The sequence below is a fragment of the Ligilactobacillus cholophilus genome, from assembly GCF_030389495.1.
In the GTDB taxonomy this organism is placed as follows: Bacteria; Bacillota; Bacilli; order Lactobacillales; family Lactobacillaceae; genus Ligilactobacillus; species Ligilactobacillus cholophilus.
In genome coordinates, this window is the sequence record NZ_CP127832.1 from 427,392 (window position 1) to 453,167 (window position 25,776).

27 protein-coding genes are annotated in these 25,776 nt (G+C 30.9%); 26 read left to right on the forward strand and 1 reads right to left on the reverse strand.

The window, feature by feature from the left end:
• The first annotated feature begins 10 nt into the window (after nucleotides 1-10).
• From grpE to dnaJ, 3 genes are all read left to right on the forward strand, one after another.
• Nucleotides 11-583 (forward strand): nucleotide exchange factor GrpE, encoded by a 573-nt coding sequence (gene grpE / locus QPK35_RS02345; protein ID WP_290033861.1) that lies wholly within the window; start codon nucleotides 11-13, stop codon nucleotides 581-583.
• 20 nt (nucleotides 584-603) lie between these two features.
• Nucleotides 604-2,463 (forward strand): molecular chaperone DnaK, encoded by a 1,860-nt coding sequence (gene dnaK / locus QPK35_RS02350; RefSeq protein ID WP_290033862.1) that lies wholly within the window; start codon nucleotides 604-606, stop codon nucleotides 2,461-2,463.
• A gap of 107 nt (nucleotides 2,464-2,570) precedes the next feature.
• The gene (dnaJ, locus tag QPK35_RS02355) at nucleotides 2,571-3,701 is read left to right on the forward strand and encodes a molecular chaperone DnaJ (protein ID WP_290033863.1); all 1,131 of its coding nucleotides are present in this window, start codon (nucleotides 2,571-2,573) and stop codon (nucleotides 3,699-3,701) included.
• A 53-nt stretch (nucleotides 3,702-3,754) separates the two neighbouring features.
• Here the strand turns inward: dnaJ and QPK35_RS02360 are convergent, their stop codons facing one another.
• A complete protein-coding gene (locus QPK35_RS02360) occupies nucleotides 3,755-4,480 on the reverse strand; it encodes a sulfite exporter TauE/SafE family protein (protein ID WP_290033864.1) in 726 nt (241 codons plus the stop codon).
• A 112-nt stretch (nucleotides 4,481-4,592) separates the two neighbouring features.
• Here QPK35_RS02360 and clpB point away from each other — a divergent pair, with 112 nt between their 5' ends.
• The 23 genes from clpB (at nucleotide 4,593) to QPK35_RS02475 (ending at nucleotide 25,739) form a co-directional block, all read left to right on the forward strand.
• Nucleotides 4,593-7,187 (forward strand): ATP-dependent chaperone ClpB, encoded by a 2,595-nt coding sequence (gene clpB / locus QPK35_RS02365; RefSeq protein WP_290033865.1) that lies wholly within the window; start codon nucleotides 4,593-4,595, stop codon nucleotides 7,185-7,187.
• Nucleotides 7,188-7,342: 155 nt separating this feature from the next.
• Nucleotides 7,343-7,537 (forward strand): hypothetical protein, encoded by a 195-nt coding sequence (locus tag QPK35_RS02370; protein WP_290033866.1) that lies wholly within the window; start codon nucleotides 7,343-7,345, stop codon nucleotides 7,535-7,537.
• 760 nt (nucleotides 7,538-8,297) lie between these two features.
• Nucleotides 8,298-8,477, forward strand: a complete 180-nt coding sequence (locus tag QPK35_RS02375; RefSeq protein ID WP_290033868.1) for a hypothetical protein — start codon at nucleotides 8,298-8,300, stop codon at nucleotides 8,475-8,477.
• 23 nt (nucleotides 8,478-8,500) lie between these two features.
• The gene (locus tag QPK35_RS02380) at nucleotides 8,501-9,223 is read left to right on the forward strand and encodes a hypothetical protein (RefSeq protein WP_290033869.1); all 723 of its coding nucleotides are present in this window, start codon (nucleotides 8,501-8,503) and stop codon (nucleotides 9,221-9,223) included.
• 128 nt (nucleotides 9,224-9,351) lie between these two features.
• Nucleotides 9,352-10,146 (forward strand): hypothetical protein, encoded by a 795-nt coding sequence (locus QPK35_RS02385; RefSeq protein WP_290033870.1) that lies wholly within the window; start codon nucleotides 9,352-9,354, stop codon nucleotides 10,144-10,146.
• Between the two features lie 998 nt (nucleotides 10,147-11,144).
• Nucleotides 11,145-11,318, forward strand: coding sequence for a hypothetical protein (locus QPK35_RS02390; RefSeq protein ID WP_290033871.1), 174 nt, complete (start codon nucleotides 11,145-11,147; stop codon nucleotides 11,316-11,318).
• A 2,141-nt stretch (nucleotides 11,319-13,459) separates the two neighbouring features.
• Nucleotides 13,460-14,509, forward strand: coding sequence for a hypothetical protein (locus QPK35_RS02395; RefSeq protein WP_290033872.1), 1,050 nt, complete (start codon nucleotides 13,460-13,462; stop codon nucleotides 14,507-14,509).
• A gap of 215 nt (nucleotides 14,510-14,724) precedes the next feature.
• Complete coding sequence (locus tag QPK35_RS02400) at nucleotides 14,725-15,486, forward strand: HNH endonuclease (RefSeq protein ID WP_290033873.1); 762 nt, start codon at nucleotides 14,725-14,727, stop codon at nucleotides 15,484-15,486.
• A gap of 51 nt (nucleotides 15,487-15,537) precedes the next feature.
• Complete coding sequence (locus QPK35_RS02405; protein ID WP_290033874.1) at nucleotides 15,538-15,966, forward strand: hypothetical protein; 429 nt, start codon at nucleotides 15,538-15,540, stop codon at nucleotides 15,964-15,966.
• Nucleotides 15,967-15,981: 15 nt separating this feature from the next.
• A complete protein-coding gene (locus QPK35_RS02410; protein ID WP_290033875.1) occupies nucleotides 15,982-16,437 on the forward strand; it encodes a hypothetical protein in 456 nt (151 codons plus the stop codon).
• Nucleotides 16,406-16,876 carry a hypothetical protein gene (locus tag QPK35_RS02415; protein ID WP_290033876.1) on the forward strand — a complete coding sequence of 157 codons (471 nt, stop codon included), beginning with the start codon at nucleotides 16,406-16,408 and terminating at the stop codon, nucleotides 16,874-16,876. Before QPK35_RS02410 ends, QPK35_RS02415 begins: the two co-directional genes overlap by 32 nt.
• Before the next feature lie 59 nt (nucleotides 16,877-16,935).
• On the forward strand, nucleotides 16,936-17,427 hold the full coding sequence (locus QPK35_RS02420; RefSeq protein WP_290033877.1) for an HNH endonuclease: 492 nt from the start codon (nucleotides 16,936-16,938) through the stop codon (nucleotides 17,425-17,427).
• A 2-nt stretch (nucleotides 17,428-17,429) separates the two neighbouring features.
• Nucleotides 17,430-17,729, forward strand: a complete 300-nt coding sequence (locus QPK35_RS02425) for a hypothetical protein (RefSeq protein ID WP_290033879.1) — start codon at nucleotides 17,430-17,432, stop codon at nucleotides 17,727-17,729.
• Between the two features lie 27 nt (nucleotides 17,730-17,756).
• Entirely contained in the window at nucleotides 17,757-17,969 is a 213-nt protein-coding gene (locus QPK35_RS02430; protein ID WP_290033880.1) for a hypothetical protein, read from the forward strand.
• Between the two features lie 454 nt (nucleotides 17,970-18,423).
• Nucleotides 18,424-18,948 (forward strand): phage terminase small subunit P27 family, encoded by a 525-nt coding sequence (locus QPK35_RS02435; RefSeq protein ID WP_290033881.1) that lies wholly within the window; start codon nucleotides 18,424-18,426, stop codon nucleotides 18,946-18,948.
• Nucleotides 18,948-20,852, forward strand: a complete 1,905-nt coding sequence (locus tag QPK35_RS02440) for a terminase TerL endonuclease subunit (protein WP_290033882.1) — start codon at nucleotides 18,948-18,950, stop codon at nucleotides 20,850-20,852. The genes QPK35_RS02435 and QPK35_RS02440 overlap by 1 nt, the downstream gene beginning before the upstream one ends.
• Before the next feature lie 13 nt (nucleotides 20,853-20,865).
• Nucleotides 20,866-21,063 (forward strand): SoxR reducing system RseC family protein, encoded by a 198-nt coding sequence (locus tag QPK35_RS02445; protein ID WP_290033883.1) that lies wholly within the window; start codon nucleotides 20,866-20,868, stop codon nucleotides 21,061-21,063.
• A 12-nt stretch (nucleotides 21,064-21,075) separates the two neighbouring features.
• Nucleotides 21,076-22,242 (forward strand): phage portal protein, encoded by a 1,167-nt coding sequence (locus QPK35_RS02450; protein WP_290033884.1) that lies wholly within the window; start codon nucleotides 21,076-21,078, stop codon nucleotides 22,240-22,242.
• Between the two features lie 96 nt (nucleotides 22,243-22,338).
• Nucleotides 22,339-24,129, forward strand: a complete 1,791-nt coding sequence (locus QPK35_RS02455; RefSeq protein ID WP_290033885.1) for a phage major capsid protein — start codon at nucleotides 22,339-22,341, stop codon at nucleotides 24,127-24,129.
• A gap of 137 nt (nucleotides 24,130-24,266) precedes the next feature.
• Nucleotides 24,267-24,584: a hypothetical protein gene (locus QPK35_RS02460; protein ID WP_290033886.1), complete on the forward strand. Its 318-nt coding sequence runs from the start codon at nucleotides 24,267-24,269 to the stop codon at nucleotides 24,582-24,584.
• Complete coding sequence (locus QPK35_RS02465) at nucleotides 24,562-24,930, forward strand: phage head closure protein (RefSeq protein WP_290033887.1); 369 nt, start codon at nucleotides 24,562-24,564, stop codon at nucleotides 24,928-24,930. The genes QPK35_RS02460 and QPK35_RS02465 overlap by 23 nt, the downstream gene beginning before the upstream one ends.
• Nucleotides 24,923-25,363 carry an HK97 gp10 family phage protein gene (locus QPK35_RS02470; RefSeq protein ID WP_290033888.1) on the forward strand — a complete coding sequence of 147 codons (441 nt, stop codon included), beginning with the start codon at nucleotides 24,923-24,925 and terminating at the stop codon, nucleotides 25,361-25,363. The genes QPK35_RS02465 and QPK35_RS02470 overlap by 8 nt, the downstream gene beginning before the upstream one ends.
• Nucleotides 25,364-25,367: 4 nt before the next feature.
• Nucleotides 25,368-25,739, forward strand: a complete 372-nt coding sequence (locus QPK35_RS02475) for a DUF806 family protein (RefSeq protein ID WP_290033889.1) — start codon at nucleotides 25,368-25,370, stop codon at nucleotides 25,737-25,739.
• The last annotated feature ends 37 nt before the right edge of the window (nucleotides 25,740-25,776 follow it).

The following is a 25,776-nucleotide window of genomic DNA, read 5'->3' on the forward strand; positions in this document are numbered from 1 at the left end:
GGGTGTTCAAGTGGCTGACGAAGTAAAACATCCAGAGGAAAAAGCCGCAGAAGATTTGAATGTTGAAAAAGAAACAAAACATTCAAATCCAAAAGAAAAAAACGAATCAAAAGATGAAGTTAAAGATCTAGAAAAACAAATTGCATCTCTTCAAGAAAAATATGATGAGATGGAAGATAAGTTTCTTCGTGCTGAAGCAGAAATGCAAAACATGACGAAACGTTTTAAAAATGAACAAGCTCAACTATTAAAATATGAGGGACAAAAGTTGGCAACTGAAATTTTACCTGTAATGGACAATTTAAATCGTGCATTACAATCTGAAGTTGAAGATGAAGCTTCAAGTCAGTTAAAGCGTGGAATTGAAATGGTTGCTAATGATATGGAAAAAGCTTTAAAAGATAATGAAATCACAAAGATTAAAGCTTTAGGTGAAAAGTTTGATCCAACTAAACATCAAGCTGTAAAGACGGTTCCAGTTGAAGAGGGACAAGAAAAAGATACAGTTGTTGAAGTATATCAAGATGGATATATGTTAAAGGATCGCGTATTACGTCCTGCAATGGTCGTTGTAGCTCAATAATTTAGAAAGAGGTAAATTTTATGTCAAAGATTATTGGTATTGATTTAGGAACAACTAACTCTGCAGTTGCTGTTCTTGAAGGTAAAGAAGCAAAAATTATTACAAACCCAGAAGGAAATCGTACAACACCTTCTGTAGTTTCATTTAAAGATGGTGAAACACAAGTTGGTGAAGTTGCAAAGCGTCAAGCAATTACAAACCCAGACACAATTTCATCAATTAAGCGTCATATGGGTGAAGCTGGTTACAAAGTAACAGTTGATGGAAAAGACTACACACCACAAGAAATTTCTGCAATGATTCTTCAATACATTAAGGATTATGCAGAAGCATACCTTGGCGAAAAAGTTACTCAAGCTGTTATTACAGTTCCTGCTTACTTTAACGATGCACAACGTCAAGCAACAAAAGATGCTGGTAAGATTGCAGGTTTAAAAGTTGAACGTATTGTTAACGAACCAACAGCTGCTGCATTAGCTTATGGTTTGGACAAAACTGATAAAGATGAAAAAATCTTAGTTTATGACCTTGGTGGTGGTACATTTGATGTTTCTATCCTTGAATTAGGGGATGGAGTATTCCAAGTATTATCAACAAATGGTGATACACACCTTGGTGGTGATGACTTCGATAAAGCAATTATGAATTGGTTAATTGAAGAATTCAAGAATGAACATGGAATCGACTTATCACAAGATAAAATGGCAATGCAACGTTTGAAGGATGCTGCTGAAAAGGCTAAGAAAGACTTATCAGGTGTAACATCTGCACAAATTTCATTACCATTTATCTCTGCTGGTGAAAATGGCCCATTACACTTGGAAACAACATTAACACGTGCTAAATTCAATGAATTAACACATGATTTAGTTGAAAAGACACGTATTCCTGTTCAAAACGCTTTGAAAGATGCTGGTTTATCAAACTCAGATATTGATGAAGTTATCTTAGTTGGTGGTTCAACACGTATTCCAGCTGTAAAAGAATTAGTTAAGAACGAAACAGGTCACACACCAAACGAATCTGTAAACCCTGATGAAGCTGTTGCTTTAGGTGCTGCAATTCAAGGTGGTGTAATTACAGGTGATGTTAAGGATGTTGTATTGCTTGATGTTACACCATTATCACTTGGTATTGAAACAATGGGTGGTGTATTTACAAAATTAATTGATCGTAATACTACAATCCCAACATCTAAATCACAAGTATTCTCAACAGCTGCTGATAACCAACCTGCAGTAGATATTCATGTTTTACAAGGTGAACGTCCAATGGCTGCTGATAACAAGACATTAGGTCGTTTCCAATTAACAGATATTCCTGCAGCTCCACGTGGTGTTCCTCAAATTGAAGTTAAATTCGATATTGATAAAAACGGTATCGTAAACGTTTCTGCAAAAGATTTAGGAACAAACAAGGAACAAAAGATTACTATTAAGAGTTCTTCAGGTTTATCAGATGAAGAAATCGATCGTATGGTTAAGGAAGCTAAGGAAAACGAAGCTGCTGATAAGAAACGTAAAGAAGAAGTTGACTTGAAGAACGAAGTTGACCAATTGTTATTCCAAACAGATAAGACTCTTGAAGAAATCAAGGGCAAGGTATCTGATGAAGAAGTTAAGAAAGTTGAAGAAGCACGTGATGCATTGAAGAAGGCTCAAGAATCAAACAACGTTGATGAAATGAAGTCTAAGAAAGATGATTTAACAAAACTTATCCAAGATATGTCAGTTAAGTTATACCAACAAGCACAACAAGCTCAACAAGCACAAGGTGCACAAGACAATGCAGGTGACGCTTCATCTTCATCAGACAACAACTCTGATGACAATACAGTTGATGGAGACTTTAAAGAAGTAGATCCAGATGACAAGAACTAATTTGTCATAATTTAATAAAAAGTCAAAGTCCATTGTGGTCTTTGACTTTTTATTTTAATGAATAAATGGTAATCTAAAACAAGATAATAATTAGTTGGAGGAAAGTAATGGCTGAACAAATTAATCCATATGATGTATTAGGAGTCAGTAAGGATGCAAGCGATGCTGAAATCAAAAAAGCATATCGTAAACTTTCTAAAAAATATCACCCTGACTTAAACCATGAACCAGGGGCAGAACAAAAATTCAAAGAAGTTAATGAAGCTTATGAAATTCTAAGTGATCCACAGAAAAAGGCACAGTATGATCAATTTGGATCAACTGGTCAAGGATTTTCTGGAGCAGGTAATGGATACGGTGATTTTGGCGGATTTAGTGGATTTGGTGGCCAAGGAGGATTTGAAGATATTTTTGGCTCTTTCTTTGGAGGCGGTGCAAGTCGTGGAAATGCACAAAACGCACCTCGACAAGGTCGTGACCTACAATATGAGATGCATTTAACATTTGAAGAAGCCATCTTTGGTAAGAAAACTGAAATTGAATATACACGTGAAGCAGCATGTAAGACATGTAATGGTACAGGTGCTAAACCTGGAACATCTCCTGTGACATGTTCAAAATGTCATGGTAGTGGTTATATTCAAGTTGAACGCCAAACACCACTTGGTCGTATGATGACACAACAAGAATGTGATGTTTGTCATGGTACTGGAAAAGAAATCAAAGAAAAATGTCCAACATGTCATGGTTCAGGGCGTATAAACGAAAAGCATGCGGTTGAAGTTACAGTACCTGCAGGTGTAGAAGATGGCAACCAAATGCGCTTACAAGGACAAGGTGAAGCAGGATATAATGGTGGCCCATATGGTGATTTATTTATCATCTTTGATGTTGCACCAAGTAAAATTTACAAACGTGAAGGCTCAAATATTTATTTTGACCAACCAATTTCATTTGTTCAAGCAACATTAGGTGCTGAAATCTTGGTTAAGACTGTTCATGGTGATGTAAAATTAAACATTCCAGCTGGAACACAGACAGGAACAAAATTCCGGTTGAAGGGTAAGGGAGTTCCTAAATTACGTGGTTCAGGTAATGGTGATGAAATGGTTACTGTGCGCATTCAAACTCCTAAGAAGTTAAACAAGAAACAAAAAGAAGCATTGAAGATGTTTGCACAAGCATCAGGTGAAAAAGTAAATGAAGGATTTTTTGATAAATTAAAAGAAAAATTCTAAATATAAAAAAAGATTAGGAGGCTATGACATCAGTCACAGCCTCCTAATTATACTTAAATAAAAATTTTAATGAAATGATAAATTCCAGCAAATATCATGACTGTATATGCTAAACGACGAACAATTTTCATTGATATTTTTTGAGTAAAATGGATTCCGATACTAGTAGCAACTAAGCAACAGATAATTGAGATTGATAAGGGAGCTATTAATGAGGAAGTAAGATTACCACAAAAAATATTATTTAAGATCACATTAACGGTAGTAATTAAAAAGTATAGTTGAAGGGTTGCTTGGTATTCTATTGGACTTTTAATTATAGAATCAAAATATGCAACCATTGGAGGTCCTCCGATAGCAAACATGCCATCCATGAATCCACCAAAAGATCCGGCTAGGAATCCATTGAAAATACTTTCTTTAAGATGGATTCGATTTGCAATAAAAATCATATAAAAAGCAAGACTGCAAAGGAAGATTCCAAGGATTAAATCCATAACAGCTGAACTTAAATTAAGCATTAGGTGTACACCGATGCTACCAAATATAATGGCAGCAATTCCAGGTGTGATAACTAATTTGAAGTTAATGTGTTTTCTAAATTTTATTATTGTAAAAAGTTGTAAACAAAAAACAGTTATCAAAGTTAAAATATTTGCTTCCTTATATGGAAGGAATAGTGGAAGTAGAGCCATTGAAAAGATTCCAAAGCCAAATCCACTTGTACTTTGGATTATCGCGGCAATAAATACGACTATTCCTAAAAGGAGATAAGTCATAAAAACACGTCCTAACTTTAAATAATATTTGTAAATTATAGCATACAATCTGAATCAGTTTAAATAAAAAAATAAAAAGTTACTTTAACCATTATGAATAGGAGTGATTTATATGAATAATGATCAATTAACGCAAGCAGTTCAAGATGCGATTGCTGAGGCGCAACAAATTGCGATAACACGACATCAACAAGAGATCGACGTACCTCATTTGTTTAAATTTTTAGTACAACCAAATGAACTTGGTGAAGAGATTTATCAAAAAGCTGGGTTAGATATAAATGCAATTAATAAAGAATTAGATAATGAAATTGATCATATTTCATCAATTGAGGGAAATGTTCAATATGGACAAACATTAAGTCAGAATCTATTTCAATTGCTACAACAAGCTGACACTTTAAGAAAAGAAATGAATGATGATTTTGTTGCTGTTGATACGGTAATTTTAGCGTTGATGAAATTGCAATATAATCCATTTAAACTTTTCTTGGAAAAGCAAGGTGCAACTTATAATAAGTTAGTTGAAATTGTAAAAAGTTTACGAGGAGGTAGCCGAGTGACAAGTAAGAATCAAGAAGAACAATACCAAGCTTTAGAGAAATATGGTGTTGATTTAGTAGCAGAAGCTGTTAAGGGAAAACAAGATCCAATTATTGGTCGTGATGATGAAATTCGCGATGTTATTCGTATATTGTCTAGAAAGAGTAAGAATAATCCAGTATTAATTGGAGAACCTGGTGTAGGTAAGACTGCTATTGTTGAAGGATTAGCACAACGAATTGCTAAAAAGGATGTTCCTGAAAATTTACGTGATAAAACAATTTTCTCTTTAGATATGGGCTCATTAATTGCTGGTGCGAAGTATCGTGGAGAATTTGAAGAACGGTTAAAAGCAGTTTTAAAACAAGTTCAAAAAAGCGAAGGTAAAATTATATTATTTATTGATGAAATTCACAATATTGTTGGCGCAGGAAAAACAGAGGGAAGTATGGATGCAGGTAATTTATTAAAACCAATGCTTGCTCGTGGAGAACTTCACTTGATTGGTGCAACAACTTTAGATGAATATCGTGAATATGTTGAAAAAGATAAGGCATTAGAACGTCGATTCCAAAAGGTTTTAGTTAAGGAACCAACTGTTGAAGATACAATTTCAATTTTACGTGGCTTGAAAGAACGTTATGAAATTCATCATGGAGTAAGAATTCATGATAATGCTTTAGTCGCTGCAGCAACTTTATCTAATCGTTATATTACAGATCGTTTCTTACCAGATAAGGCAATTGATTTGGTTGATGAAGCTTGTGCGGAAATTCAAGTTGAAATGAATTCAATGCCAACAGAACTTGATCAAAGCAATCGTCAATTAATGAGATTACAAGTTGAAGAAGCAGCATTGAAAAAAGAAACAGATGCTGCATCTCAAAAACGTTTGAAAGAATTGCAAAAAGAACTTGCAGATACAAAGGAAAAAGTTAATAAGCTTAAATTGAAGTGGGAAAACGAAAAGAATGACATTCAAAAGGTCAGTGATAAAAAAGCAGAATTAGATAAAGCTAAACATGATTTAGAGAATGCAGAAAGCAACTATGATTTAGAAAAAGCTGCAAAATTGCAACATGCAACAATTCCTCAATTGCAAAAACAACTTAAAGAACTTGAAGAATCTGAACGTCCAAGCGAATGGATGGTAGAAGAATCTGTAACTGAAAATGAAATTGCGGAAGTTGTTAGCCGACAAACAGGAATCCCAGTTGCTAAATTAGTGCAGGGAGAACGTGAAAAATTATTACATTTGGCTGATACGCTTCATAAGCGTGTAATTGGTCAAGATGAAGCTGTAGATGCTGTTGCAAATGCAGTTTTAAGATCACGTGCCGGATTACAAGATCCATCTAAACCATTAGGATCATTTATGTTTTTAGGACCAACTGGTGTAGGTAAAACAGAATTAGCAAAGGCATTGGCAGATGATTTATTCGATTCAGAAAAACATATGATTCGAATTGATATGAGTGAATACATGGAAAAAGCATCAGTCTCACGGTTAGTGGGGGCTGCTCCAGGATATGTTGGTTATGAAGAAGGAGGCCAATTAACTGAAGCTGTTCGCCGGAATCCTTACACAATTGTGTTATTTGATGAAATTGAAAAAGCACATCCAGATGTCTTTAATATTCTTCTTCAAGTGTTAGATGATGGTCGTTTAACAGATGGACAAGGAAGAACTGTTGATTTTAAGAATACGATTTTGATTATGACATCAAACTTGGGTTCAGAAATCTTACTTGATAGCTCAGAAAGTGATGGCAAGATTTCAGATGAAACTAAGGAAAAGGTCATGAAGTTAGCACAAAGTCATTTTAAACCTGAATTTTTAAACAGAATTGATGACATCATTATGTTTAGTCCACTTACATTGAGTGTTATTGAAAAGATTGTTGATAAATTTATTGATCAACTTTCATCACGACTTAAATCACAAGAAATTGAATTATCAATTGATGATAAAGCAAAAGAATTTATTGCTAAAGAAGGATATGATCCAGCATATGGTGCTCGTCCATTGCAACGGTTTATTACAACTAACATTGAGACTCCATTGGCTAAGGAGATTATTGCGGGTAAAGTTCAGCCTAATTCAAAGGTTATGATTTCATTAGATGATGATGAAAGCGGTATTATTTTCAAAATTTGTAAATAAAAAAGTACTAAATTTACAAATTTTTTAGAGCATTCTAATAGAACTATAAAGAAAAAGTTATCATAATTAGATTTATAAGGATAGGTATTTAATAACCTATCTTTTTTTGTTATAATTAGATGAATAAATGACCTAAAGAAAGGAGAGTTATTTATATGGCAACTTATAAACAAATTAAATTAAGACCAGATAAATTTAAAATGCTTAAATATCTATCAATAACAGAGGGTAAAAATATGACTGATTTACTTGATGAATTGCTTGAGATAGGTTTTGAAACAAAATACAAAGGTGTGTCTATTGGGGAAATTGTAAACAAAGATATTCAAAATAATAGAGATAAGTTTTAATTTTTACTTGCATTAAAAATAATATGATATTATAATACTTAATAAGATGATTATTCATCATAATTAAATAAAGAGATAAATAAAAAAGCCTTCCCGGTACTGCAATACCGAAAAAGCCAATAGTTTCATAGGTTTGTATAATAAAGAAACTAAGTTTATTATAAGGCTTTTTTAGTGGTTTGACAAGCCTTAATTATCGTCTAAGGGTTGCTACCTTTCAACTAGTCCTTAAAATAGCACGTGAGACCTAACAGAGAAGGTCTTGTAGTTAGCAGGGTTTAAATACCTTATCTGTGTAATAATGATAAAAAACTTGGGTGGAAGACCATGTTATTAATTTAACGGAATCATTAAAAGCCTATGTTCCTTTTGTCCATTTCACGAGTTGGGACGATAAACCATAACTCTAGGAACGGGTTGCTCTAGGGGTGGTTGCGAGCTATAAATTTTAGTGTTGGTTGCATTTATTGAAATTATTATGTAGTTTGAATAAATGTAATCAAAGACAAACAAAAAAGCATAAACTTTTTTTCTTTTCTCTTTTTCTAGGGGAAAAGACTAAAAAAAAAAAGCTACGCTACCACGTATCACAATCAGTACTAGATATATAAATAGAGTTACTTATTAATAGTAATTCTATTTTTTTTTAAGTCTATAAATATTAAATAATAATAAAGATGAAAAAATGACTAGACTATTAGTCATTTTAGTGTATAATAATAAATGTAGGTTATATAATAAAGAAACGAGGTATTTTATAATGTTAAAATGTTCAGATATTGAGTTATTACTACTATTTAGTATTGTATTAAGTGGCTTGTTGGGAAATGTACAACTTACAACATGGTTGATATTATCATTCCTAGTATTGGTAATTGTACATATGTTACTAAATAATGAATATGCTGAAAGAATTGCAAACTTTATTTTTAAAGACTAGGAGAGGTTATAGAATAATTTATTATGGTAAAAAAGTATGAAAAACGAAAAGAATTAGTAGACATTGTACAATACATTGCAAATGAATTTATTTTTTATTATGTTAAGGACACTGGAGAGAATCCACCTAAAAATGAGGTGGAAGAAATACTTAAAAAAACATTAGAAGAAAACAATATTAAATGTTCCTCTGCTGAATATCATGGAATGTTAATTGATTTACTACCAAGTAAACCAAAAAGAAAGAGAACACGTAAAAATAAACAAAGAACTAAATTAAAAAAGATTGGTTCAGATGAAAGACATACTTTTACAGGTGTTTTTGAAAGGACTGGCTTTAAGTCTTATAAGGATAAATATAGCCCAACAATTCTATTAAAAGATATTAAAATGGATAATGAATTGCTAGCTGACCATTTATGGATTAATTATGGTAAAAACTTTTTAAAGTTAGGTAAATTAGAAAAGGGCGACCTTATCCAGTTTGATGGAAGAGTAAGTACTTATCATAAGGGGTATTACCTAGAGGGAAATGTAAAAGATTATCATATTGAGAGACCTACAAAGGTAAAATTATTAAGTAATAATCATGAATTTATTGAATTACCTACTGAAAATAAAATTATTATTGGTATGATTTTAACTGAAAATGAAAAGTTTTACTCTAAAAATAATAGGGGAACAGTGGACGATTATTTTTATATGAATTGTTATGACAAATGGAAAGAATCACAAAATAAGAAATAAGATGAGTGTATTTTGGAGGATTATTAAGAATTGCAAACTTTATTTTTAAAGATTAATAAAGAATATTGATTAAATAAATATTATTGGATAAACTAATAGAACGCTAAGAATTAAGGAGAGGTTACAAGATGAAGTTAAAGGAATTAAAGATTTTATTACATGATATTGATAGCAATTTAGTAGTTGATAAAGATGGATTAATTAGTGATAGTTGTGCTTGGGGCAGTCCAATAGAAAGCAACCTACCAGAGGAACATATGGAAATTTGTTTTTATATGGGTACAAAAGAGCAATTAAATAACCTATTTGATGAGAGGGTAAAAATGTACGCTAATGATAAGCATTACCACCGAACAGAAGAAGAAGTAGAAGAGGAAATAGCTAAAGATATTAGAAAAGAAATTAATTCATTAGATGTAAAAGATAATGAGTTATTATTATACAGTGAATTAGTGGATGAGGATGCTTGGGATATTGCTATGTATCATGATTATAGAGTTGAACCTTTAAATAATGAAACACTCTTAGAGTATGTAAAACGTAAGAAATTACCAATTAATGTATTTAATAGATTATTAGATAATTTGAATAATATTGAAGAGTGTGAAGTTATAGAAGCATTAGTAAGTAATAAGTTTAGTTTTAAAAGAGAAAAATTAATTGAATGCTTTAATGAAACAGCCCTAGCTATGAAAAGCGAAATAGCTGAAAAAGACATTCCTAATAGTGAAAAGGAAAAAGTAATTGCAATCTGTAATAATTGCATAAAAGAATTAAAAGAGCATATTACTAAGAGGCTAAATAATCAAGGGTTAATCATTAAACCTAGTAAGGAACTTTTAAATAGTATTAAGGAAGTTTATAAAGCTAAATTAAAGTATAAACATCATGATAATGATATTATTTACATAGATATAGAATAATAATTTAAGGCTAGATATAATTTATCTAGTCTTTTTTATACAAAATATTGTGTTAATTCGTTATAGGTGTGTTATTATAGTATTTGTTTCAAACATGTTTTACATTTAAAGTAATGGGCTAGATTACTTTAAGAGAGTTGATTACTCTTCTTGTTTTCGTTGGTCTTGGTTGTTCGTCAACTAAGGCTTTTTTTGTACAAAATATTGTGTTAATTCGTTATATATATATGTTATTATATAATTGTGTTCAAAATAACATAAAGGCTAGGTTTAGATATACCTACTTTAAGAGCGTGGATAACTCTTTTAATAAATATCTAATTGTTGCTTGTCTTGGTTGTTTATCAACTAAGGCTTTTTTAATACAAAATATGGTGTTAATTCGTTATAGGTATGTTATTATATAGTTGTAAAGAAAAAGCCCTCAGACAAGGCTTATACAAGCATATGTTAGCGGTACTAACTTTCAATGTCTGAGGGCTTTAACAAAAATTTTGTCGATAGGTGATACATGATAAATTGGTGATTAAGCAATTTATCAACTCCTGTCTGTATAAATTATCCTTGGTTAAGGACAATTATTATTATAACAAGATACATTGATAATACAACAGTATGTAATATTTTTTTCATGAAAATAATTGACAATATTCGTAAATTAGTGTTTAATATTATTTGTCGATAGGTGATACATTGACAGTCTGTATAAGTTGTAAGCTGATTACTTACACAAAGAGAGCTGGTTACTCTCAACTAAATAAGAGATGGTTACTTTTGTTTAGTAGTTTTTTCTTGTTTGTCTTGGTTGTTCATCAACTAAGGCTTTTTTTTATGCTCTAATAACGTTATACAACCATTTTAATAGTAGATAAGTATAAATTTACCTTAAACAGCCTTAAAATAGCTCTAAGAGCTTAATAAAAGGCTTTAAAAGGATATTCTAAATAATAGCCCCAATCGTTATAGTACTGAAATTAATTAATAGGAGGGCTATAACAATGGGTTGTATTTTAATGGTATTACTTGTAATTGGAATCTTTTTACTTGCATTTATTCCGCTTGGCATCCTTGTTGGTATGATTATAGGTGGAATTAATTTAATCATGGCTGGACATGTATTTTTAGGGGTTTTACTATTGGTTTTGTCTGCTCTATGGATAGTTAAAAGATAGAAACACAGGAATGAAAAGTTTTAATTTTTTAGTGAATTTGACAAGAATAAAAATATTAGTTATAATAGTGATGTTACTTTCAAATAAATACTTAATTGTTATTTAACATAGCTCTGGCATTATTTGCTAGGGCTTTTTTTGGACTATTTGAAAAATATTCTATTATGTGATATTATAATAATACCTTATTAATTGCACAATTATATATAAACTTAGGCTCTAGTATTAAAACTAGGGCTTATTTTTTTACGTTAAAGTGTCCTCTATGTCGTAATAAAGTATAACGTTTTACTCCAAATGTATAACATTTGTTATAGTAAAGTATAATGTTTGTCGTAATAAAGTGTACAGTTTGTTATAGTAAAGTGTACTGTTTGTCCTACTTGACACCATAAGTATTTATTGATATAGTTGTTACAGTATCCATATACAACCAACCTAAACTCCAAATTTTTATTTTTAACCTTACAACACTACATTCATTCTTAGGATAAGGATAGCCTTAAAGGGTTATCCTTTTTTTATTTCAATTCTAAGCTCTTTCACAGCCTTATATGGACGTTTTAACCCTTTCTAGTGTAAATTATACTTATATATCATTTAAGTACCCCAAAACAAGCTCTAAGAGCTTTTAAAAGGGTATATACATTTTATTTTAATGTTACCCAACATCTTTATTTTATACCATATCCATTTAAACCCCTCTAAGAGCTTCATACAGCCATTTTAATATGTTTTAATGTAATTATACTAAACGCCCTTAAAAGTGCTCAAAAATAGCTCTTAAGAGCTAAATAAAGCACGTGGCGGGGCGGGGCATTTTCTTTTTATCTTTTCTGAATACTTGCAAGACCGCATTGATTCTCTTATCCATTGAGCAACCCTATATCTATCTTAAATTGAGCAACAATACTAATATCAATACTAGATAATTGACCTCACTAAATATTAATACATCTATCTGAATTAATTAATTATTAATACTAAATACTTGAACTAACTAGATTAATATTATCTATCTAAATACTTGTACCAATACTACTATCTTAAGTTGAAACAACAATACTACTAATTAATACTAACTGAAACAACTAGACTATTATTACATCTATCTTAAGTTGAAAGAACTAGACTAGATATTAATACTATTCTTAAGTTGAAGAAAAGAAGAACAAAAAGAAAGAACTACAATACTTGTACTTGTACAAGTGTTGGTTTGTCTTACTTATAAAAGTAAGTGCTTTGCTAAGCTTTCCAGAAAGCGTAATAACTGTACTAACTAATATTATCTATCTAACTATTTACATCAATACTCTATTTTAATATCAATATTCTATCTTAATACTATTATTTTATACAATAAAAATTTAATTGATACGTATATAACAGTTAAAAACTGTTATATACTGTTATTTTTCTGTTATATACTGTTATATACTGTTATAAACTGTTATTCATTTGAGCAATCCCTTGTGGCTCAAGGGCTAAGGGTCAATAAAGTATAACGTTTGTTACGTCTGCTATAACATTTGTCATAGTTATGTATAACGTTTGTCGTGTCTGCTATAACATTTGTCATGATAAAGTATAACGTTTGTCGTGTCTGCTATAACATTTGTCATGATAAAGTATAACGTTTGTCGTAATAAAGTATAATGTTTGTCATAGTAAAGTATAACATTTGTCATTTAGGGAAAATTGTATACTTTTAAAATTATGTATAACGTTTGTCGTAATAAAGTATAATGTTTGTCTTGACATTTTAAAAATATGTGATATAATTTATATAGAGTTTGTTTTATTCAATTATAATAAATGTATCAAAATCCATATTAATTACTTTAAACTATTACAAGGAGGGCAGTTGCTGAATACCTAACACGAATAAGAAATAATAAAAACAAACTACAATTAAAAATTAAATAAACTTGTTTCTAGTTCAGTGTTAGGACTAGCTTTTTTTATACCCAAAATTAGGCAATTATTAAGAAAATATTAAGGCTCAATCAAAAAATGAGCTAAAGTTTATTATTATAAATGAGGGGTAATTTTTTATTACTCTAATCAAATTTTAATAATAAAAAAACAAAGTTTATTATTATGATTGTCGATAAAAAATAAATAGTATGGAGTGATTTAACATGGACTTGACAAAAATTAAAGTGAAGAATGATACAATCAATAATTTTAGCAAAATGACTAGAGGGGAAATTAATCTAAGCGTTGCCTTATATGCTTACATTAATGACAATCTAGCGAAAGCTAAGAAAACTAATAAAGACAAGGTTAGTTTTGAAGTAACTAATTTTGAACTAAAGAAAGTTGCTAAATACAATGGTAGGGGAAAAGCTACTGATAGGTTAATTACCCTTGAAGATAGTCTTAAGGGTATAACTTTAACTACTACTAATAATAATAATATCAAAGTAGAACTTGACCCTAGTAGCTTTGTTATGCTCGAAGATGAATACAAGCTATACAATGATAAAGATTTTACAATTATTAACTTAGAAATCTTATTACAATTATCAACTAAGTTAGAAAAGATTCTATACATATTAATGTTACAACATCGAAAGAGCACAACAATTCAGATGAATTTTAACACTCTCCAAGCTAAAGTTGGTACTAGTGTACCTAATGGAGTCGTAAAACAACGCCTAAATAAAGCTATCGACAGCTTGAATAATACTTTCAACGGGCTATGCAATGAGATCACATGGAAATACGAAAACAAGACAGGACACCAAAAAATAAAAGGCTTTATCTTGACATACAACAAGAAAGCTCTTAAGAGTAACAATGTAGAAAAAAGAAACTTGGGTACTACAAAAACAAGTACAGTTAAAAGTAATAATGTAGATAATGCAGAAATTGCAAAATTAAAAGCACAAATTAAAAAGTTAGAACAAGAATTAAAAGCTAAAGATGAAGAAATTAATAATTTAAAACAAGAACAAGAAACAGAAGAACAAAAACAAGAACAAAATAATAAAGCTGGTATCATTGTTAGCACAACGCCTACTTATTGTACTAAGAGTAATGATTATGATATTGAGGACTTTTACCGTGAAAATAATAATAATATGAATTATATGGACAACTTGAAACAAAAAGCTCAAGACGTTTCAGAGCAGCGAAACCTAAATAATACAGAGCTAGATAATTGGTTAGCAAATGTACTAGATTAATGAAAACCTTGATATTACAACAACTTAATAAAATCTTAAGAAAAAATCGCCGTTTTTTGGCGTTAAGTTTATTATTATATATGTAAGGGTTTTCAATCTGGATATTTATAATTATTAAAACTTTCTAATAATGAAAATGCTAAACTTTATTATTATATATGTAAGGTTAAAAACCTAAGCAAAAAAACAAAACAAACAAATAGGAGTGATTTTTTATGTTATTAATTTTAAATGAAAATGCAAAAATGGAAGATGTAAAAATGATAAATGGTAAGATTGATAAGGGAGTTTTGAAAAAGGTAAGCAGAAGAGTAAAAAATAATAATGCAAAGCTACCAATTAAATTAGTTGCTAAAATGTATAAACCAACTTTGGCAATCGAATTAAACAAAGATACATACTTAACCCAAGAACAAATTACTAGTAATAAATTCTACATTAAAAAGATTAGTAACTACATGTATGCAACTAATCAAGGATATGTATATAACATTAATAGAAAACGTAAAAATTATGGTAAAGCTAATGCTTTTGGTTATAGGGTAATTTCTACTAAAAATAAAACTACTACAACCATGAATAATCTTTTATACAATGCACTGGTTGAACCAGTAGGAGAAAACGTTGTACACCATAAAGACCATAATAAGAGTAACAATGCACTCAGCAATTTAGCATTAATGACCCGTGATGATAATTTAAGGGAAAGATTCGTGAATAACCCTTCATTAGGTAAAGAAATGTTTTCAAAGATTTGTAAAAACTACATTTATGATAAAAATACAAAGACTCTATTTAAAAATAAAACTACTGCTGCTAAATATGTAAATGGTTTAGTTGCTGGAGTTACCGCTTGCTTAGATGGAAGGTTTAAAACATACAAAGGTATGGAATTAATCCAATTAACAGATGAACAACAAAAAGAAGCAGAAAAACATTTTATTTTTAACAAAAACCAAAAAATGATTAATATCTAACAAATAACATTATAACATAATAATATCAATAATAAAGGGGTAGATAAAAAAATGTGGGAAAAAAAGGAATTAAGCAATAAACAAATCAAAGCAAAAATCGAAGAAGATAAGGACTTACAAGAATATCTAAAGAAAGATATGGACTTTGGTATTTTTTATTACATGTTATTAGATGATACATATACAGAACAGGGGATTAAAACAATGACTAATCAAAAGAAAGAGCAATACATGCAGGATACTTATTTAGCAAACAAATTAGATAGTTTATTATTTTGGACAACAACAATCAGTCTTTTAATAAGTACAGCTTTAACATTTTGGGTAAATAATGTATGGCTTGTATTAAGTCCATTATTCGTTAATGGTTTTATTGCTCTTGGTATTGCAATAACTCTAATTGTAAGGGGTTTCAAGCATGGCAATAAATTTGATTTGGTAAACATGGTATTCCCTAAGTGGCACAACAAAGATAAATAAAGGAGTAATAATAATATGGTAATGGTCGACGAAAAAACACTAAACAGCATTTTAAATAGTAAGAATTTTCAAACTCAAAAACATAAACTTGCAAATATTCAATTAATCTCAGATAATGACGCTCAAAATAAATTATTATGGCAATTCCTTGAAGTCCGTTGTAAAAATATGAATAAGAATGAATTTGAAAGAGCTTGGGGAGATAACGGGAAATATGAAAATGGGAAAAAGAACAATAAATATCTATGCTGGTTGATGACGCATAGTGTCAAAGATATTACAAAACAAAACAAAACCAATCAAAGTAAAAAAGAAGAGGTTGAAGGCTATCTAAAAAATAGTACAGTTTCAACTTTTACTATTGATGATGATTCAAATAATAATAACCAAAATGACAAACTAAAAGAATTGGTATTACTCAATTTGGAACAGCTTTTTCATGGTTCAACAAGAAAAAAAGGAATTTATTAAAGTATTATTTACTAGTGGAAGTAAAGAAGCTCAACTTTATTTAGCAGAACATACCAAAACACCTATAAATAGTTACATTGGAGTTATTAGTAAATATTGTGATAAGAATAGAAAGCGTTTTAATACTGTATTAAACAAGGAACTTTCAAATAAGGATAAACAAGTACTTAGTTTTATTAATCAATTCCTAACTATTGAAAACCAAGAAAATGTTTCTTTATTTCTTAAACAGGGTCAAGAATCCGAATTAATCTCAAAACACAAAGCATTGTTTGAAGATTTGATAGGTTGTTGCGGAGATATTCCAAATACTTTCTATATCACTCATCAAAAAGCACTATTACAAAATTGGGAAAAGATTGAATATCAAACGGAGAAAAGTTATTTAATTGACTATTTAGAACAAAAACAAAAGCAATTACAAAAGAAATTAAATTAAAATAACAATTATTAGTCCTACTTAGTTAGGACTTTTAGTTGTATAAGGAGGTTATTAATATGGCTAAGTATAGAGAATGTATCAAACCTACTTGCCACGAACTTATCCAAATCCCTAATAAGTATTGTGAAAAACATAGACAAGAAATAGAACAACAAAGGCTAGAGTATAATAAGATTAAACAACAACAAAGATATAAAATGTACAATAAGCATAATAGAGATAAGCAAGCTAATGCGTTCTATCAATCTAAGGAATGGAAAGCCACAAGGAACTATGTTATTAATCGAGACAATTATGTGTGTTGTGTATGTGGCGAACCATTGAACAATACAAAAATAATAGATCATATTACGCCACGAAGAGCCGATAAAACAAAAGAATTAGATACAGACAATCTCTGGTGTTTATGTTATAAATGCCACAATATTAAGACAAGTATTGAGGAGCAAATTATAAATAGTCCTAATGGCAAGAACAAGATAAAACATATAAATAAAAAGAACTGGAAAAAATACATATTAGAAAGGTTAAACAAAAGGAGTAATTAACTATGATAGCAATAACAATAGTATTAGTAGCAGTAATAATAGGATATATCATAGGAAAACATAAGGAACAAAAACATTATACATTATATACATATTGGTATTATTACACAGTAAACGAAGTAACAGTAATTAGAGAACATATTAATACATTATCTAAAGCTCAAGTAATTAGAAATGATATTAATCTTAAGGAGTATTATGTAATAAAAGAATATGATGAGTATTTAGAATTTAAGGGACTTAAAGTAATTCCAGCAAACAAGATAATACTTGAGGACAAACAAGAATGTACCATTAAATAGTATTAATAATAAGGAGTAGTTGATAGTATGGCAAAGAGTATAAGTAATAGAATTTATTTAAATGTTAATGCAGTATCTTATATAGACTTATGTAAGGACAAAGTATATCTAAACAATGGAGATTATTTTTTAACAACAAAGGAATCAATTAATCGTATTATTGATAGATTAGAGAAACCATATCACAATAAAGATACTAATGTTATCTATGGAAATAATAAAGTATTGCAAGAGTATTAGTAATAAGGAGTAATACATATATAGTAATACAAGTATAGCAATACATAAGCAAAGCAATGCAATGCAAGGCAATGGCAAGAGTGGAGTGCGCAAGCACGCAACGACCATGCAAAGGTATATCGTTATAGTTGTGTAAGACAAATCACTCCATATTATTTATTTTAAAGTAAAAAATTCTTTTATATCCCCCCGCTATTGAGCTGAAAGAAAAGCTCACCAAAAAAAAGAACTTTCTTGCGTGGAGCATGCAAAAACCTTTTATAACGGGTGGGGGGTTATTTTAAACCATATGTAAACCATACAAAACATAGAAAAGCCTATATAAAGCCGTTTCTGGCTATAAGGCTTTTTTATTTTGCACTAAAAATACAACTAAAAATCGTTATAGATGTGAAACAAACTAAAATACAAACGCACTAATAACAAGCGTTAAACAGAAAAGGGGTGCATTAAAGTGGCTAGACCAATGAAATTAGACCGTGATAGCAATAGAGCAGACCAACGGCGGAACGTGAAAAGATTAGACGAGTTTCAAAATGGGATGGAAGAACTACAAGCAAGCCCTAACAAAAATATCAAAAAGGGAAGAGCAGGCTATATCTATAAGCAATTACAACAACAACTAAAAAAACAGGGTTTTGTAAAAGAGTTAGATATTCACTTGGTTAATTTACTTGCAATTCATATCGACATGTATTATCAGGCTTATCAAGAAGTTAGTGAGCATGGAATCCAACAAGCTATTTATAAATGTGAAATTAGTCCAACTGGCGAAATCATCAACGAGCATGCCTTTCAGGGTTACAAGAAAAACCCAGCAGTAGACACGCTTAATATGTGCACTAATCAAATTAAGACAATCAGTGAAAAGTTAGGAATGACACCAACAAGTAGAGCAAGCATGTTAGCTAACATCAAAGTGGACGACAAACCAAAAGAAACAATACAAGATGTCTTTAATAGTGGGGTGGGTTGGTAATGAGAAAAATTGACTTATCCCAAAAAGATGCAGATTTACTCACAGAATATTATACGGAACTTGATAACGGTTGCTATGATTCCATTATTGAAGAATACCGAGACCCAGCGACACGTTATTGTTTTAGGGTATTAAATGAAGAAGTTTTAACATGTAACTCCATTAAGTTGCAAGCATTCAGACATATTCAAGATTTAAGAAGAATTACCGAAGATGATAATTTTAATTATTATTATGATTTAGGGGAAACTAAAAAATTGTATAAGTTCACAACTATGTTAGTTGACCCCAGTAATTCGAAACCTATGCAATTAATGGACTGGCAACTAAATATCTTATTTCAGGCGAATTGCTGGAAAGATAATAATACAAATGAAAGAAGATACACTAGAGCAATCGTGAGCATGGCTAGAACTAATGGCAAGAGTATGCTTGCAACAGTACAGCTATTATATGATTACATTTTTAATTGTGCAGGTTTAACAAATCAAGAACTATTGTTAGCTTTACCTAGTGCGAGTCAAGTAGAAAAAGTATGGCTCTATTTGATTAGTTATTTTAAGGCTTTAGAAATTCATGACTGGTTCACAGGTTGGGAAGAGACGGACGCCGTAGAGGCTCAAAGTGAAAAAGTTATAGCAAGAAATACTAATAATAGAATTTTGAAGAGACCTTTCTTGAGTAGACGTTTTGACGGTAACCATTTTAGTACTTGTGTACTTGATGAAGTCGCCGATAGTGAAAACCAAGCCGTAATTAGTGAAAGTATTGGGAAAATAACCTCTGGAATGGTTCAAGCTAAAAATCCTATGGTGTTTACTATATCAACGGCTTATCCTAGTAGTAATTGTGATTTTTATAAACAGCAAAAAGCAATGTTTAGGAATATGGAACAGGATTATAAGAGAATTTCCGAAGATGTGTTGTGCATTGTATACCAACAAGACAACCAAGAAGAGGTTTTAAATGATGAGCTTTGGATTAAGTCTAATCCATTACTTGAATTAGATAGCTTAAGACCTAGAATGCTAAAACAAATGCACGCAGATTTAGAAGATATGCGGGTTAAAGGCAAGGAATACGAGTTCATTAATAAAAATATGAATTTATGGCTTAATCAAAATGTTGATACCTATTTAGACTTAAAAACTATTGAAAGTGGTGTTATTCCAGATCGTCCAATAGACATACAGGGTAAAAAAGTTTATATAGGGTGTGATTTAAGTAACTTTAATGATGATACAAGTATTGCTTTTATATATCCATATGTAGATAGCTTAGGGAACAATAAGTTTTATATAGAGGAACATTCATGGATTCCAACGGCAAGAGCTCAACGAAGAATAGACTTAAAGGAACAGCAGGACAATATCCCGTATAGACATCTTGAAGAAAAAGGCTTTTGCACAATCGCCACAAACCGTTTTGGATATATCAACTATGATGAAGTATTTGAATGGCTTATTAATTACATTAATGATAATGATTTAGATGTTGATAGTATCACTTATGATAAATGGCGTAGTGATAAATTTATAAAATTACTGGAAAGTAACACGAGCTTTAGATTAATACCATTACAACAAACCGTAGTGGGCTTGAACGATGCTACAAAAGACTTTCAGCAATGTATAACAGAGGGAAATATTAAATTCCTTGATGACGATATTATAAAAGTTGCTCTTTCCAATGCTATTCTATATCGAAGAGAGGGACTCATAAAAATAGATAAGAACAAAGAAACTGAAAAGATTGATTGTGCTGATGCTATTATAGACGCTTTTTATCGTGCAAGGCTACATTTTGATGATATCGAGGATATAGAAAAACAATCAAAACATCCATTTGAGAACATGACAAATAAACAAATTAAGGACATATTCAATAAAGATTATACATTTTAGGAGGACTACACAAATGAATAATAAGAAGAAAGAAATAATTTTTGCTTTAATTTACCTATTACCCTTATTCTTTATGATTTTAGGACTGGCAACTTTTACCCTTGCAGCATTTTTATTTAATAATTTGCTAGGCGTTGTTATTTTAGGGGTATCTTTTGTTGTTTTAGCTATTATGTTAATTCCACTAAATAATAATAAAGATAATGATTAGGGGGTGTAAGCAATGTATAATCCTTTTAACTTTAGAAAATCACAAACTAGAGATTTAACTATTCCTACAAACACGGTACCTTTTATCCAGATAGGTGGTAAAATTATCAGTAATAACTTGACGGTTAGTGCTGATACTGCTTTACAACATTCAGATATTTACGCCGTTGTTAATCGTATTTCTAGTGATATTGCAAGCGCAAGTATTGACATTCCGCAACCATTTTATAATGTTATCCAAAAGCCCAATCCAAGACAAACCAAATTCGCATTTATTCAAAGTATTGTGGCTAGTATGCTTTTAACGGGAAACGCTTTTGTAATCATGTATAGGAATGGTTCAAGTATTCCAAATGAGTTAGAACTTGTACCATCCTCAAATGTCGAAATGACCCTTGAAGATGACCTAAGTATCACTTATAATTTTAGTTTCGATGATGGTAGACCAAATAAAGTATTAACTGGTAAGGACGTATTACACTTTAAGTTAATGAGTACAGGATATGAGGCAAGCTTTTATACAGGTCGATCTCCACTTGAAAGCCTTGTAACAGAAATAGCAATTCAAGATAATTCTAACAAGCTAACACTTAGCGCTTTGGCAAATGCGATTACTCCTACTAACATTTTGAAAGTAGAAAAAGGTCTTTTAGGTAGCGATGAAAAGAACAATATGAGGCAAGCCTTTGAAAACTCCATGAAAACAGGTAGTACTATTGTTTTGGATCAAAGCGCAGATCTAAAGCAAATTTCTATTAATTCTGATGTAGCTAACTTTTTAAAAAATGTTGATTATACAAGTGAGAACATTGCGAAGGCTTTTTGTATTCCTAGTTCCTATGTTGGATTGAATGCAGATGAGCAATCGAGTATAGAACAGATTAGGTCAGATTACATTAATAGTCTTAACATGTATTATAAACCCATTGAAGAAGAATTAAGCAAGAAGTTAGCATTAAATAAGATGCTAGATGTCAAAATTAATGTATCAGATGCTTTAGACGTTGATAATCAATTAAAAATTAAAAATGTTTGTGATTTAGCAAAAGCAAAAGCTATTAGTTCAGAACAAGCACAACTAATCTTGTCTAATTATCATATTTTGGGAATGGACAACATTATTAAAAAAACAGGGTTACAAAATGCAGATAAACAGGAAGAAAAAGAAGTAATTGAATAATTATAAAGTGCTATTAATTTAGCACTTTTTTTATTGCTTAGAAAATGCAAACACAAAACGTTATAGGAGTATCACAACATGAAAGGAGGCACTAGAATGGCAACAGCAACTAAAAAAGTTAAGGTAAAATCATCTAATTTACGTGCTTACATTGATGAGGATACTAATACTCACGTTATCACGGGTAAAGCAATCGTATTTAATTCAATGAGTGAATACATGGGGTTTTATGAGATTATCGAACCAAGTGCTTTAGATAATGTTGATTTTTCTAATACATTATTACTTTATAACCATAAATTTGGGGACGTGTTAGCACGTGTTGATTCTGATACTCTTGATATTGAGATTAAAGAAGATGGCGTTTACTTTACTGCAACTCTTGCAGATACAACACTTGCTGAAAATGTTTACCAAGATATTAAATCTAGAAATTTGAAGGGTTGTTCATTTCAATTTGTCTGTGGTGAAGATGAATGGACGACAACAGAAGATGGCGAACAATTAAGAATTATTAAAGAAATCGATGCAATTTCTGAATTATCCTTAACTCCCATCCCAGCATATAGTGAAACTAATTGCAGTGCTATTCGTAGCCTTGAGAAGGAGGTTAATAACATGGAAGAATCAAAGAAGGAACAACCTAAGGTAGAACCAGTGGAAGAACCAAAGAAGGAAGATAAACCAGTGGAACAACCTAAGGTAGAACCTAAGAAGGAAGATAAAAAAGTAGCCAAAGATTTAAAAGTTAAGATTGATAATGATGATTTGATTAAAGAAATTGAATCATTAAAAGAAATGATTGCCCAAGCACAACAAGCAAAGGCAGAACCTAAAGAAGAAGACAAGCGGGAACTTGATGAAGAACCAGAACCCGAAGAAAAAACAAAAGAAAACGTTATAGAACCAAAGGCAGAACCAGAAGAAGATAAAGATACTCCAAATGGTTCAAAAAAACAACAAGAAGGAGGGGCTACACAAATGGCTCAAGTAATTAAAGCACAAGAATCAAAAGAAGATAAAGAAGTGCGCAATTTTGAAAACTGGTTAAAAGGTGATGCACGTGATTTGACATCCGGTCAAACAAGTACAAATTCAGATGCAGTATTACCATCTCAAGTACTTTCATTATTGAAACAACCTAATGACCCTTCACAATTAGCATCATATGTTAACCGCATTGCTGTTCAAGCTCCAGCGGGTAAATTACCAGTTCTAGGTAAAGCAACTGCAAGACTTGCAACAACTCAAGAATTAAAAGAAAATCCAAACATTGCAGAGGCACAAATTAAGAAAGTTTCATATGACTTAGGTACATACCGTGGACAATTACCAGTATCCAATGAAATGGTTTCGGACTATCCTAACATTACATCTATCTTATCCGGTTATGTAAATGAAGTTAAAGCACAAACAGAACAAGCTAAAATTGGTGCAGTGTTACAAACTGCAACAGCTAAAACAGCAGCTTCATTAGACGACATTAAAGGCTTATACAACGGTTTATTAAACTATGGTTCCGACCGTAAATTCGTTGTAAGTGCTTCAATGTTCAATGAATTAGATACTATGAAAGATGCTGAAGGTCGTTACTTGTTAAAAGAAGATATTGCATCAGAAACAGGACGCAGTTTATTCGGTGCTGAATTAATTATCGTACCTGATGAAATTCTTGGAAATGCTGGCGATAAGAAAATGTTTGTAGGTTCTTTAAAAGCATTTGTTACAGAAGTAGTAAAAGATGAAATCTCAATGAAATGGGAAGAAAACGTTTACTTTGAATCTGTATTAGGCGTTGCAATTCGTATGGACGTTGTGGCAGGAGATACAGACGCTGGTTACTTTGTTACTTACAATGCAGGAACACCAGCAGCAAAATCAAAATAACATGCTGAGAGACGCACTCTAAGAGCGTTTTAAAATAACTATAAGTAAGTAATACACTAGATTACTTATCAGACCGCCTTAACGAATGATAACAGTACCCCTTGAGGGGGCGGTTAAGTAAAAAAGGAGGTGCAACAATGGAAAAAAGCGAGTTAATTAATTCTATGTTAGTGTATCTACATTTAGATGATGACGAAGAAACACAACAGGAATTAAGCGCAGTTGTTGAAGGTGCAATAGCTACTACAATCAACGCTATTAATTCTAGTTTAACTTATGACGACTTGAAGAATGATGCACAATTTATCATGGCTTTAAGGACATTAATTACTCAAACTTATTACGATAGAGAGTTAAGCAATGGTTACTCTTTTGGCTATTTATCATTTATAGCACCTCTGAAAGCTAAGTATGATAAGGGGGTTGTAGACGGTGCAAAGCCAAATCAAGTCTAGATTTAAACCTTATCAATTTAATGGAAACGTTACCTTCTCTACTATCATTCAATCACAAAACCAACATACGCATATTATGCAAGAGATAAAAAAAGAAGTATTTACAAAAAAGTTTGCAAGAGTAAAAAATACGCTATCTCAAAAATATTCGGTCGTTGGAACACAATACGAAAAGAGTTTCAATATTGCAATACGGCACACAAAACAGCTAGAAGAATATGATTACTTGATTGCTACTATTAATGGAATTGATTACAACATTATTGATATGAGCTTGGATAATGAAAATTATAATAGTTACGATTTGCTCACCCTAGTTAAAAAAGAAGGTAATAGCAATGGCTAACGATGAGACCTTAAGCAGTCAATTACAGGATTACATTAATCAATTACAGGACGTGGCAGACCTTAGTACCGATGAACAGGCAAAAGTTACTAAAGCAGGTGCAGAGGAATTTGCAAAAGAGCTCAAGAAAGTAACCCCTGTATCTGACAGAAACACAAAGCATGCTAAAGATACTATTATTGTTCAAAATACCGATATAGACGGCAATAAGAATGGTGATAGTGTTGTTGGTTATGATAGTGAACATGCTTACATAATGCGCATGATGAATGATGGGACAAAGTACTACCCAAAGAAAAAGGGTAAAAAGTTTGGTAAAAATCACTTGAATTTCTATTCAAAATTATTTGCTAATAATGCAGTACAGACTAGAGTACTGAATGCAAATGCAAGAGCTTTAGAAGAATTAATCAAATCAAAACAAGGGGGATAATAGAATGAGTGCGATAACAGATGTCGAAGAAATAATTAAAACCAATGTCCCTCAAATTGATAAAGTCTTTACTTATTTGATACCTAAAGCAGAAGTTTCTAATACAAGTGAGACAGTTGCATTAATTAGAGAAGTTCAAGTACAAACAGACGAAGAGGGGAACAATACCTTCAACGCAATTTCAACTCAATTACAGATACAAATATTCTTGAAATTAGATGTTGATTTTGACATTGAAGATTTACAAATTAAATTGCTTAAGCTGTTCAATAATAATATTTACGAATGCTATTCATTTGGTGGTTGGTATGCAGACCCAGACACACAACAGCTTAGCAATTCATTTTATATAGAAAAATTAAAATACGTTAATTAATTAATTTAATTAAAAAAAATCATTATTAGGGGGAATT